The 12,837-nt window shown below is 62.1% G+C and carries 9 protein-coding genes and 1 tRNA gene; 7 read left to right on the top strand and 3 right to left on the bottom strand.

The genetic code is table 11. From position 1 onward, the window contains the following. Nucleotides 1-53: 53 nt before the first annotated feature. The 4 genes from DMR_RS08360 to acs all read left to right on the top strand — a co-directional run bounded on the left by DMR_RS08360 (nucleotide 54) and on the right by acs (nucleotide 4,561). Nucleotides 54-129: transfer RNA gene (locus DMR_RS08360), tRNA-Ile, on the top strand. A 135-nt stretch (nucleotides 130-264) separates the two neighbouring features. Further along, entirely contained in the window at nucleotides 265-1,290 is a 1,026-nt protein-coding gene (locus DMR_RS08355; protein WP_015860469.1) for a Nif3-like dinuclear metal center hexameric protein, read from the top strand. An 18-nt stretch (nucleotides 1,291-1,308) separates the two neighbouring features. After that, on the top strand, nucleotides 1,309-2,070 hold the full coding sequence (locus DMR_RS08350; protein WP_015860468.1) for a zinc ribbon domain-containing protein: 762 nt from the start codon (nucleotides 1,309-1,311) through the stop codon (nucleotides 2,068-2,070). Nucleotides 2,071-2,575: 505 nt separating this feature from the next. Continuing rightward, nucleotides 2,576-4,561, top strand: coding sequence for an acetate--CoA ligase (acs, locus tag DMR_RS08345; protein WP_015860467.1), 1,986 nt, complete (start codon nucleotides 2,576-2,578; stop codon nucleotides 4,559-4,561). A gap of 73 nt (nucleotides 4,562-4,634) precedes the next feature. On the opposite strand, the gene DMR_RS08340 is transcribed toward acs, so the two are convergent. Beyond that, nucleotides 4,635-5,819, bottom strand: coding sequence for a PAS domain-containing sensor histidine kinase (locus DMR_RS08340; RefSeq protein WP_148208391.1), 1,185 nt, complete (start codon nucleotides 5,817-5,819; stop codon nucleotides 4,635-4,637). A gap of 603 nt (nucleotides 5,820-6,422) precedes the next feature. Further along, nucleotides 6,423-8,057 carry a glutamate synthase-related protein gene (locus DMR_RS08335; protein ID WP_015860465.1) on the bottom strand — a complete coding sequence of 545 codons (1,635 nt, stop codon included), beginning with the start codon at nucleotides 8,055-8,057 and terminating at the stop codon, nucleotides 6,423-6,425. 180 nt (nucleotides 8,058-8,237) lie between these two features. On the opposite strand from DMR_RS08335, the gene DMR_RS08330 reads away from it, so the two are divergent. From DMR_RS08330 to DMR_RS08320, 3 genes are all read left to right on the top strand, one after another. Beyond that, nucleotides 8,238-10,181 carry a YgiQ family radical SAM protein gene (locus DMR_RS08330; protein ID WP_015860464.1) on the top strand — a complete coding sequence of 648 codons (1,944 nt, stop codon included), beginning with the start codon at nucleotides 8,238-8,240 and terminating at the stop codon, nucleotides 10,179-10,181. Between the two features lie 281 nt (nucleotides 10,182-10,462). After that, a complete protein-coding gene (locus tag DMR_RS08325) occupies nucleotides 10,463-11,476 on the top strand; it encodes a GGDEF domain-containing protein (protein ID WP_052278976.1) in 1,014 nt (337 codons plus the stop codon). Between the two features lie 309 nt (nucleotides 11,477-11,785). Continuing rightward, complete coding sequence (locus DMR_RS08320; RefSeq protein WP_015860462.1) at nucleotides 11,786-11,995, top strand: TOBE domain-containing protein; 210 nt, start codon at nucleotides 11,786-11,788, stop codon at nucleotides 11,993-11,995. Nucleotides 11,996-12,167: 172 nt separating this feature from the next. Here DMR_RS08320 and DMR_RS08315 read toward each other — a convergent pair whose 3' ends face one another. Next, nucleotides 12,168-12,827 (bottom strand): hypothetical protein, encoded by a 660-nt coding sequence (locus DMR_RS08315; protein WP_015860461.1) that lies wholly within the window; start codon nucleotides 12,825-12,827, stop codon nucleotides 12,168-12,170. Nucleotides 12,828-12,837 lie beyond the last annotated feature (10 nt).

Below are 12,837 nucleotides of genomic sequence, written 5' to 3'. Positions count from 1 at the left end.
CTTGACAGGGTCACGGCGCACGGCGTATCAATACCAGTTCGCTATCGCGGCATGGGCCTATAGCTCAGTTGGCAGAGCCACCGGCTCATAACCGGCAGGTCCCAGGTTCGAATCCTGGTGGGCCCACCACGACGAAGGTTCCATGACAGCAATCGTCGCTTTTTCCTATACGCCCTCCGCCACCGCCCGCGCGGCGGCCAAAGGGCTCCTCCAGAGGCGCTTTTTTGCCGACACGGCCCAAAAAAGCGCCTTTTGCGTTCTCCCATGCGCGTAGCCGACCTCATCGCCCGCATCGAGGCCGTGGCCGCCCCGGCCCGGGCCGCCTCCTGGGACCGCAGCGGCGTCCAGATCGCCGGAACCGCCCAAGCTTGCACCCGCCTCGCCGTCACCCTCGACCCCCTGCCGGACGTGGTGGAGCAGGCCCTGGACTGGGGGGCCGAAGTCGTTCTGGCCCACCATCCGCTCACCCTTTCCCCGCGCCTGCCCGACCGCCTCGACGACTACCACCGCGTCCTGGCCCTGGTCCTGACCAGCGGGGCGACCCTCTACAGCGCCCACACGTCCCTGGACGTGGTCACCGACGGCCCGGCCGGCTGGCTGGCCGACGCCTTGGCGCTGACCGGACGCCGCATCCTCGAACCGGCCGGCCGCGTGCCGCACCTCGCCCTGCGCTTTGCCGCCAAGGGCCGCGCCGAGGCCCTGCAGGCCGCCCTGGCCGCCCTGCCCGGAGTCACGGCCTTTGCCTTGGGGTCGGACGGCATCGAAGCCGTCTGCCCGCCCCGGCTGCGCCAGTCAGCCCAGGCAGCCGCCCTGGCCGCCGTGCCCGAGGCTGCGCTTGCGGCCGTGCAGGAGCTGACAGAGCCGGCCGAAGTCTACGGCTACGGCCTTGTCGGCGATCTGCCCTCGCCCGTCGCGCCCCAGGCCCTGCTGGCGCAGCTGGGCGAACTGCTGCCGCGTGCCTTTTTCACCCTGGCCGGCTCGCTGCCGGACCGGATTTCCCGCCTCGCCTACTGCCCCGGCTCCGGGGCCGACATGGCCTTGCGGGCCTTTGCCGCCGGAGCCGACGTCTACGTCACCGGCGATCTCAAGTACCATCAAGCCCAGGCCGTGCCGGCCGGACGCTGCCTGATCGACGTCGGGCATTTCTCCCTGGAAGAGGTCATGATGCGGCGTTTCGCCGCCCTACTTGCCGCCGAATGCGGCCCTGACGGTCCCGAAGTCCGCTATTTCCCTGGTCGGGACCCCATGGCCGCCTGCCGCCCGGACGACCACGTCGCCCGGGACGAATAACCACTCGGAGAGACAGTCATGTATTTGAAACAGATCGAACAGCTCGTGGTCCTGCAGAAGGTCGACGACGAAATCGTCCTGCTCCAGGATGAACTCAAACGGGCCCCGGAACAGATTATTGAGCTCGAAAAGCGCCGCCAGGACATCGAGGACAGCGCCGAGCTCGTCCGCGACAAGCTCAAGTATTTGACCGACCAGCAAAAACGCCTGGACGGCGAAATCGAAACCGATTCCGTGCGGCTCAAAAAGAGCAAAAGCAAGATGATGATGGTCGGCAACCAGAAAGAATATCACGCCATGATGCGCGAGATGGACAATCTGGAAAAGCAGAACCGCGGCCGCGAAGAGGAAAAGACCACCGTCGCCGAGGAACTCTCCCGCCAAAACCAGGAGCTGGCCGACATCGACGGCCAGGCCAAGGAACTCGACAGCGAACTGGTCGTGGCCCGCGAAAGCCTCGACGCCCGCATCCAGCAGGCCCAGGCCCGCCTGGACGAACTCGGACTACGCCGCAACGAAGCCGGCCAGGCCGTGCCCCGCCCCATCCTCCAGCGCTACGAATTCATCCGCTCGCGCCTGAAAAACCCGGTCATCGTGCCCGTCCACGCCGGCATCTGCTCGGGCTGCCATATCGCCATCCCGCCCCAGTCGTTCATCGAATTGCAAAAGGGCATCCAGATCCTGAGCTGCCCCAACTGCCAGCGGCTCATCTACTGGAGCGAACACATCGAACCAGAAGTCAAGCCCGAGGACGAAGCCGCCGAGAACGCGGCGGAATAAGGCGAGAGTAGAGAGGGAAGAGAAGAAAAGAGAAGATGCCTCCGGCGGCCGGGGGCCTGAGGCCCCCGGACCCCCCAAAGGGGAAAAGGGGTGAAGGGCTGCGGCGGCAATCGGTGGACGGACGTTCGCCGGTGTAGGCGAGGCGGCAGGGTTTCGGGCCGTACGTCCGCCCGGTCTTCTCCAAGCTTGTACGAGTGCTCCGCTTTCTGGCGTATATCTGAAAAAGCCGGCCCCGCGCCGGCTTTTTCTTTTTGCGGAAAGCTGGCGGCGAACGGCCGCGCGTCGAAAGGAAGCCGCCCCGACAGTCGCACCCCCAGGGCAAATCTGCGCCGGCTTCGGGGTTGGTCGGTAAACGGCGTCGATTTCTCGGTGAACGGTCTTTTGTCCCAAGCCCGATACGATTATTGGATTGTTTCCGCCATTGGCCGATTTACGCTTTTCGGGCCGGGCGCTTTACGGCACTGTGCCCCCATACGCGACGCCAAATCCCAACCGGGAGGAATCCATGACCGCCGACAATATCCAAAGCCTCCAGCAGGAAGGACGCACCTTCGAACCGCCCGCCGCCGGACGCGACACCGCCTACATCAAAAGCCTCGACGAATACCGCGCCATCTACAAACGCTCCATCGAAGACCCCGAGGGCTACTGGGCCGAGCGCGCCACCGACCTGCTGACCTGGGAATCCCCCTGGGACAAGGTCCTCGAATACGATTTCAACGCCCCCGAAATCAAATGGTTCGCTGGCGGCAAGCTCAACGCCGCCTACAACTGCCTGGACCGCCACCTGACCAACGGCCGCCGCAACAAGGCCGCCATCATCTGGCAGGGCGAAAAAGACGAGGACGTGCGCACCTACACCTATCAGATGCTCCACGACGAAGTCTGCCGCTTCGCCAACGTGCTCAAGAAGATGGGCGTCAAAAAGGGCGACCGGGTAAGCCTGTACCTGCCCATGGTGCCGGAACTCGTCATCGCCATGCTGGCCTGCGCCCGCATCGGCGCGCCCCACAGCATCGTTTTCGCCGGCTTCTCGGCCCATAGCCTGCGCGACCGCGTCAACGACTGTGAATCCAAGGTCATCGTCGTCAGCGACGCCGTCATCCGCTCGGGCAAGACCATCCCGCTCAAACCCAACGCCGACGAAGCCCTTAAGGAATGCCCGACCATCGATAAATGCATCGTGCTGCGCCACGCCGGCAACGACGTGGAGATGCAGCCCGGCCGCGACGTCTGGTGGCACGACGTCATGGCCGACCACGACGTCGAGGGCGATTGCCCGGCCGAGTCCATGGACGCCGAGGATGTGCTGTTTATCCTCTACACCTCCGGCTCTACCGGCAAGCCCAAGGGCGTCTACCACACCACCGGCGGCTACCTGACCTACGCCGCCCACACCTCGCAGATCGTTTTCGACCTGAAAGACGACGACATCCACTGGTGCACCGCCGACATCGGCTGGATCACCGGCCATTCCTACATCGTCTACGGCCCGCTGGCCCTGGGCGCGACCTCGCTCATGTTCGAGAGCGTGCCCACCTACCCGGCCCCGGACCGGTTCTGGCAGATCTGCTCCAAATTCAAAGTCAACGTCTTCTACACCGCGCCCACGGTCATCCGCTCGCTCATGAAGTCCGGCCCGGCCTGGACCCAGAAGCACGACCTGTCGTCGCTGCGCATCCTCGGGTCGGTTGGCGAACCCATCAACCCCGAAGCCTGGATGTGGTACCATGACCACATCGGCGGCTCGAAGCTGCCCATCGTGGACACCTGGTGGCAGACCGAGACCGGCGGGCTCATGATTTCGCCGCTGCCCTACGCCACGCCGCTTAAGCCCGGCTCGGCTTCGCTGCCCCTGCCCGGCATCGATCCGGCCATCGTCGATATGGAAAACAAGGAAGTCGGCCCCAACCAGGGCGGATTCCTGGTCATCCGCAAGCCCTGGCCCGGGATGCTGCGCGGCATCTGGGGGGCCAAGGACCGCTTCAAGCAGCAGTATTTCGCCGCGTTCAAGGGCTGCTACGAGTCCGGCGACGGGGCCAGGCGCGACGAGGACGGCTATTTCTGGATCATGGGCCGGGTCGATGACGTCATTAACGTCTCCGGCCACCGCATGGGCACGGCCGAGATCGAATCGGCCCTGGTGTCGCACCCGACCGTGGCCGAAGCGGCCGTGGTCGGCATGCCCCACGACATCAAGGGCCAGTGCATCTACGCCTATGTGACGCTCAAAGCCGGCTACGACGAGAGCGAGGAGCTGCTCAAGGGTTTGAAACTCCATGTGCGCAAGGAAATCGGCCCCATCGCCGCGCCGGAGGTGATCCAGTTCGCCCCGGGGCTGCCCAAGACGCGCAGCGGCAAGATCATGCGGCGCATCCTGCGCAAGATCGCCTCGGACGAAGTGGAAAGCCTCGGCGACACCTCGACCCTGGCCGATCCGAGCGTGGTGAACGAGCTCATCGACGGCAAGAAGCGGTTGTTTGGGAAGTAAGAATTCGGGACGAGAGAAGATTTTGAAAGGCCGCCCCGGGGGAGGATTTTTTCCTCGCCCGGGGCGGTTTCCTTTATCGCGGCGCGAGCCTCGCTGCATCCTGTTCGGGGATCGGCAAGGAGATGAATACGGTCGTCCCATCTTCCTCGGACGTGGAAAAACTGATTTGACCACCGTGCGCTTCCGCTATCAATTTGGCGCTGTACGTGCCTAAACCTGTGCCAAAGGGCTTTCCGAACGTAATATACTTATCAAAAAAATTATTTCTTATACTTTCAGGAATAGCTCCGTGATTATGAACAAGGATATGCAGATCAACATCAGAACATATGCACGTGATTGTTACGGACTTCCCTCTCGGTGACGCCTCTAGCGCATTTTTTAAAATATTTGTGACCATATCTTGCACAAGGATTTCTTCTCCAAAGCAACGGTCATTCACTTTTACAAAATCATCGAAGTTTGTTTCTATGTATATTTGCTTCATGTCTGCTATGGGCGACAAACAAACAACGGCATCATGTATACAGTTTTTAATACTGAACCATTTTGAGTGCGGTCTGTATTTTCCTAATTCAAGCATAGCAACTTTTTCAGTAGAATCCACCAAACTGATGACGTGCTGCACAGCTCTCAATATTCCTGGCACGAGAAGGCGAATATCTTCGTCTATCCCATCTTCAAAAACAGTCTTAGCCAGAGTGTGAAGGCTTGCCAGCGGAGCCTTGATGTCGTGCCGCACTATTCTTTCGACTTCCAAACGAAACTGCTCATTCACTTTCCGGTCCGTGATATCATAGACATACCCAATATACCCGGCAAATTCACCCTTTGCGTCCTTGAAAGGACATCCTATGTCGAGAATCCACCGGTATTCTCCGTCATGCCGACGAAGACGATACTCCATTTGAAAAAATTTCCGGGCATGAAACGCTTCGAGGTAAATCGCCAGACACCGATCAAAATCTTCAGGATGCACCCCTTCCGCCCAACCGTCGCCAATTTCCTGAGAAAGTTGACGCCCGGTAAAGGCAAGCCATGTCGCATTAAACCAGTCACACTTGGCATCTTTCGCGGCCCGCCAAATCAATGCTGGCGCTTCATCAAGAATCGTCAAATAAAAGTCGGCATCTTCTTTTGATCGCTTGTATTCAACACTCCCAATAGTGCAAAATGACAACTCTACATCTTTAAGACGTTGGCGCAAGGCAACCAATTCTGCAATCAATTCCTCTTTTGATTTTTCGTAATCAAGCATATTGCACTCCTTTGAAAACCATGCTTCTATTGCCTTACACATGAACATCTTACTACATCCGATATACTCGCTACAATTCTGATACAATACAAAAATCTGTCTTTTAAATTATTACACCATGATAATACTCCACGTGGCTATCCAGTCAATGCACGCGACCCCTCTTTTACGCAAGGAGACCGTTCCTCACCGTCAACGGCAACACGACCAAACGACTCAAACGGAGACCTGGGGATTGATTCAACCGCAACATTTCCAGGCGACAATGAAATCATGGCCTGGGCCAACCCTATCCAACATACGCTTCTGGCCAACAAAAGGAAACAGCCTGGGCTGCTGATCGCTCCAGCTCGATCGGCGCTAAAATCGCTGACTCTTGGCGAGCCTACGGCAGAAGTGACCCGTAAATTCCCGACAAGAGTAGCGACGGCAGTTGCTTGAACACAATACACTGACATTGCAGTCACTTCCGCCTATCCTCCGCAGCGTTCTTGCTCCACGCCGCTTTGCCCTGCATGGCCGTAAACAACATAAAAGCCCGGTTCAGGCCATGGCCTGAACCGGGCTTTACGTCCAGAGAATCATGCCGTTAGAGCATGCAGTCTACCCCAGGAGCACTCCCCGCGCCACCTCGTCCTGCACATCCGTGATAAACGGCACGCCGGTTTCTCGCTCGGTTTCGCGGTTGGCCGAGGCGATGTCGCGGCGGTCGATGGACGTGACCGCGAACTTGCGCGCTCCGGCGAGCAGTTGCTGCAGTCCCGCGCCGAGCTTGTCGGCCAGGGTGCAGATGGCCACTGCCCCGTAAGGAATGTTCGCCATCTCGGCCGCGCCGACCTTTTCCTTGACCGTGGCATAGGCCGCGAACAACTCCTCGGGCGTGCGGCCGATGTCCGTGACGGTCTTGGGCAGGCTGTCCCAGTTGCCGCTGACCGCCTCGCGGCGGGCGGGATTGAGCGCGCCTTCGATGTTGGAACCCAAAAAGCCCGGGATCATCACCGCGCGGCCCATACACACGAGCTTCACGTAGGGCGCGCCCAGGGCCAGGGCCTTGAAGATGTGGTCTTCCCGGGCCAGCCCCCCGGCAAAGGACAGATCGACCACGCGGTGACCGCGCGAGGCTAAAAGCGCCGCGTACTCGGCCGCCTTGGCGTGGAGCAGGATAGAAGGAACGCCCCAGGTCTCCATCATGTTCCAGGGACTCATGCCCGTGCCGCCGCCGGCCCCGTCGATGGTGAGCAGATCAAGCCCGGCGTCGGTGGCGCAGCGCAGGGAAAGGGCCAACGCTTCCATGCCGTAGGCCCCGGTCTTGAGCGATATGTTGCGGAACCCAAGCGAGCGCAGATAGGCGACGTTGGCGGCAAAAGCCTCGCGCACGGCGTCGTTGCCGGGAAGATCGGTATAGCCCAGGCGCGAATGGCGGGCGAACCCCTTGACCGCGCCGTTGTTGAAGGCTTCGACCACGGCCGGGTCCTGCGGGTCCGGGTCCACGAGGTAGCCGCGCTTTTTGAGGAACAGGGCGTAATCAAGGCTTTTCACCTCGATCTCGCCGCCGATATTCTTGGCCCCCTGGCCCCATTTGAGCTCCACCACCACCTTGTCGCCGTACTTGTCGGCCACGTACTCGGCCACGCCGTTGCGGGCGTCCTCGACGTTGAGCTGCACGATGACCGCGCCGTAGCCGTCGAAGTAACGCAGATAGCCGTCGATGCGCCGGTCGAGTTCCGGGGCGGCGGTGATCTTGCCGTTCTCGATGACGGCGGCCCGGTCCACGCCGACCACGTTTTCGCCAATGACGATGGGCAGGCCGGCCAGAGCGCAGCCTATGGCGAAGCTGTCCCAGTACTTGGCCGCGATAAAGGTCGATCCCAGCGCCCCGGTCATAAGCGGCAGGCGCGCTTTGAGGCCGCTGCCAAAGGCCGTTTCCAGATTCACGTTGGTGAACAGGCAGTCGTCGGGATTGGTGGTGCGCCCGGCGGCCACGGCGTAAGCGCCGTAGTTGTAGCCCTGGATGCGCAGGGCGTCGTAGCTCACGCCCACGTGTTCGGTGTTGCCGCTGCCAGCGGTGACGATCCCGAAATCCCGGGGATAGAGCATGGCCCGGCCCTTGAGGCTCGACAGCCATGTTTCGCATTTGCCGGCGCAGTCGGCGCGGCACAGGGTGCATAGCCCGGACGGGGCGACATTGCCGCGATTGGTCGTGCCGAGGACGTCGTTGGTCTTGGACAAGTTGCGCATGGTCTCTCCTGGCGGATCGTAGAGTGGAACAAAACCGCCGTAATACACAGGACAGCCGGTCGGGTGTCCATGGGCCGATCTCCCGAATGCCCGGGAGGGCTTCCCGGGAATCCCGGGAGACTCCCGGCCGGCCGCGAAACCGCGCTTTACCTGTCGCCCCCAAGCGGCCATACTGCGACCATGGCACGCACGCCCCTGACGCAACCCGATTTTTTGCCCATGACCCGGGCCGAGATGGACGCTCTCGGCTGGGACTGCCTGGATGTCCTGCTCGTTACCGGCGACGCCTACGTGGACCATCCGTCCTTTGGCGCGCCGCTGCTTGGCCGGTGGCTGGTGGCCCACGGCTACAAGACCGGCCTGGTGGCCCAGCCACGCTGGGAAGGCGACGCGGCGGACGTGGCCGCCATGGGCCGGCCACGACTGTTTGCCGGCGTCACGGCCGGGTCGCTGGATTCCATGCTGGCCCACTACACCGCCTTTCGCAAAAAACGCTCCGACGACGCCTACACCCCGGGCGGCAAGGCCGGCGCGCGCCCCAATCGGGCGGCCATCGTCTACGCCAACCTCGTGCGCCGGGCTTTCCCGGGGTTGCCCGTGGCCCTGGGCGGCATCGAGGCGTCGCTACGGCGGGTGTCCCACTTCGATTTCTGGTCCAACGCCCTGCGCCGCTCGGTCCTTTACGACGCCAAGGCCAGCCTGGTGCTCTACGGCATGGCCGAGACCGGCATCCTGGCCCTGGCCGAGGGACTGGACCGGCTGGAGGACGAAGGGGGCTTACTGGCCGACATCCTGGCCGGACTTCCCGGCGCGGCCTTTTCCCTCAAGCCCGAGGAGCTGCCCCAGCGGTTCCCGCAGGCCGACGTCCTGACCTTGCCGGCCCATGAGGCCATTGTCGCCGATCCCAAGCGGCTCATCGAGGCGACCTTGGCCCTGGAGCGCCACGTCCACCAGAACAAGCAGCTTGCCGTGCAGCCAAGCGGCGACCGGCTGACCGTGCTCACCCCGCCAGGGGCGGGGCTTTCCGGCAAGACTCTCGACGCCCTCTACGCCCTGCCCTACTCACGCCAGCCGCATCCCTCCTACAAGCTGCCCATCCCGGCGGCGGACATGATTCGCGGCAGCCTCAACATCCACCGGGGCTGTGCCGGCGGCTGCTCCTTTTGCACCCTGGCCCTGCACCAGGGGCGGGCCATCCGCTCCCGAAGCGCCGGATCGGTCCTGCGCGAAGCGGCCCGGCTGGTGGACGCGCCGGGCTTTGACGGGTCGGTGAGCGACGTGGGCGGCCCCTCGGCCAATATGTGGGGCGGGCGCTGCCGGGGGGACATGACATCCTGCCAGCGGCCAAGCTGCCTGACGCCGACCATCTGCAAGCATTTTTCCGTGGACCAGGGCGCGTTCGTCGACCTGCTCGAAGCGGTGGCGGAAGTCCCTGGCGTGCGCCATGTGCGGGTGGCCAGCGGCTGGCGCATGGATCTGGCCCTGGCTGACGAGGACGCCCTGGGGCGCATGGTGCGGCGCTTTACCGGCGGCCAGGCCAAGGTGGCCCCGGAGCACCAGAGCGACCGGGTGCTCAAGCTCATGCGCAAGCCGCCCTTTGCCGTGTTCGAGCGGTTCCTGAAAGTCTTCGAGCGGGAATCCGGCCGGGCCGGCAAGGAGCAATACGTGGTGCCCTACCTCATGAGCGCCTTTCCGGGATGCACCCTGGAGGACATGCGGCGCATGGCCGAGTGGTTCGCCGGCAAGGGCTGGCGGCCCAATCAGGTGCAGTGCTTCATCCCGCTGCCCGGCACGGCGGCGGCGGCCATGTATTTCGCCGGCACGGACCTGGGCGGGCAGCCGCTTTTTATCGCCGACGCCGATGCCGAGCGCCTGCGGCAGCACGCCGTGCTCGGCGGCGAGCGCGAAAAGCGGCTGGCCGGCCAGAGCAAGGGCCAGCCCGACCGGCGGCCGGACCGCCGCGCGCCGGGCGCACCCGCACCTCCTCGCCGCGACGCGCCGCCGCTCCGCCAGGGCAAGGCGGACGGCAGGCGCGGACGGCCGGACACCAGGTCCGGCAAGCCCGACACGCGCCGCGCAGCGACTGGAGACAAACGCGGCCAGGGGCGTAAACCCGGACCTTGAGGGAGCCCAGGCAGGCCGTTTCCAAAACGTATCTTTTTCCAGTATGCTTCACGTGAGGCAGCAGCAGGCGGCGGTAGACCTGGGTAAAACTATGAATATAAACGAAATCTTGCTTTTTTTTCCAATCAAGGACCGTCATCAGTCTGGCAGTCGCCAGCTTTTTCATCAAAGGTTTATTCCTGCTGGTTCTGCACAAGATCAGACGCCACAACTATCTTTCGATTCTGGCTTTCGGTTGTTTCGCATTTTCCCTGGGCTGGGCTCTTTTCCTGTTGCGTTTCATGACAGGCATCAACCTTGTCTCGCTGCCTATAGCCAACCTGTGCATCTTTTCACTGCCTATCTTCATTGCCCTGTCGGTCTTTTCACTGGCCCGCCAGCCGCCCACACTGCGCTTTAGCCTGACCGTTGCCTCGATTTTCGCGTTTTCCTTTGGGGTGTTGGCCCTGACTATGCACGACAAGCACTTACCGGGCATCTACACCTCGGCCATAAACGGCGCGCTGTATCTGTACGCTGCGCTGCAAATCATACGAAAAACCCGCCCGCACAACGCCGTAGTCTGGTCGATGCACGGCTTTTGCCTGCTGCTGGCGTCAACGCTCTTTATCCGGGCCGCCATCCTGTGCGCCGGCTGGCTTTCCCCGGGCTCGGCCCTTGACGCCATTGGCCCCGAGCTGACCGCCATCGTTCTTTTTGGCAACATGCTTTGCCTGGACGCGCTCATCCTCTGCTTTCCCCTCCTCGATTTCATGGATGCCCAGTCCAGGCTTTCCCAGGCCACCCAGGAAATCATCGAGCGCTCGAAGATCGACGTTCTAACCGGTGCATACAACAGAAGCCATATGCAGTCGCGACTGCATCACCACGTCTCCCGGTGCAGCAGTTCCGGCGAAACCTTTTCCCTGATCCTGTTCGACCTGGATCACTTCAAGGCCATCAACGACACCTACGGGCACGTCATCGGCGACCGAGTCCTTGCTCAGGTGGGGAGTCAGGTAAAGTCGAGCCTGCGGCGCTACGACGAGTTGTTCCGTTTCGGCGGCGAGGAATTTCTCGTCATCCTGCCCGACACAGATGCCAACCACGCTTGTGACATCGCTGAACGATTGCGCCAGGAAATCGCCAATCTGCTCTTCGATGGCCCGAATATATCGGAACAATTTCGGATAACGTCATCGTTCGGAATTGCAAGCACGACGAAAGCCACGAGGTCTGCCGACATTTTGCTCCAGCAAACCGACGCCGCTCTCTACAAAGCCAAAGCCCAGGGCCGCAACATGGTTTGCGTCTAGTGTCGCGTCCACGAAAAGCACAGAAGACATTTCGCAGACAACAGACTAAAACCATTGTTTTTTCGTTGAAATACCATCGCTTTTCTAAGGGACGCGACATTCGTGCCAACCCCTGAGACTGGCGCATACTTTCTCAAGAACAATCATCGCTTATGCTTTATTTTAATAATGACTACGTGTTTTCAGAAATTGCAGCACAAGCCAACAACACCCTGCAAATGACATCAGAAAATTTTTAACAACAAACAGGATCCTTTCACAACACAACATATTTCACGTCCACAAATCTCTAACGCCAAGGAGACGACCATGCGCTACGGAGCCAGAAACCAGATTCCGGCTAAGGTGACTTCCGTGAAAAAGGGTGACGTCATGACCCAGGTCAACTTCAGCGTGGACGTGCCCCACGCCATGGCGTCGGTGCTGACCACCGAATCCGTGGAAGACTTGGCCCTGGCCCCGGGCGATGCCGTGCTGCTTGTGGTCAAGGCCATCCACGTGGTGCCGGTCAAGGAATAGCCGGCGCATTCCGACCGCAAAACGCGGCCGGCCCGGAAACCTGTCGGAGGTTCCCGGGCCGGCCGTTTGCGTTGGGTGGGGCGGTAGCGGCCGCCTCGTGAAGCAAGAAAACCTGGCGGCGACCGGCGGGAAGGGGCAACACGCTCTGCCCGTGTCCCGGCCGCCGGAGCGCTTATTCCTCGAAGGCGGCCAGAGCGGCGTTATCCGGATAGGCCTCGCGCAGCCGGCGCACTTCCTCCAGGGCCTTGCGACGCTGGCCCAGGCGGGTAAGTTCTTCCAAAAGCGCGATGTCCGGGGTCACGTCGCCGGGAGCGGCGGTCTTTCGCATCTCGGCCACTTGGCCCTCGAAATCGGCCAGCTGCGCCCGTTCCTCGTCGGAAAGGGGCTTGTCCTCGGGCAGGGTGACCTCCCGGGTCTTGACCTGGGCCGTGGCCTGCTCGCCGGCCTGGCTTAAAATTGACGAGGCTTCACCCGTGGCCGGCTTGGGCTTCCCCGGCAGCTTGTCCACCACCGGCGGCGTGGACGCGTTGGGGCTTTGGCCGCCGGCGGCGGCGATGAGCACCGTGGCCGGCCCGGTCCAGGTTTCGCGCTGGCCGAGCTGCAAGAAGGCCAGCTGTACCTCGGCTCCCCGAGCCAGCTCCAGGCGTTCGCCCTCGCGCAGGCGGGTAAAGAGTTCCAAGGGCTTTTTCGGACCGTCAGCCGGGGACAGGCTGGCCTGGCCGGACACGGCCGCGACCAGACAGACCAGACGCGGCGCTTCGGCCAGGGCATAACCGCCGGACAGGCCCACGGCCAGGATCACAAACAAGAAAAGCGCGACGGCGCGACGCATGGGAACTCCT

Origin of the sequence: Solidesulfovibrio magneticus RS-1, from assembly GCF_000010665.1 — a bacterium.
GTDB classification, from domain to species: Bacteria; Desulfobacterota; Desulfovibrionia; order Desulfovibrionales; family Desulfovibrionaceae; genus Solidesulfovibrio; species Solidesulfovibrio magneticus.
This window is presented reverse-complemented; position numbering and strand designations above follow the sequence as displayed.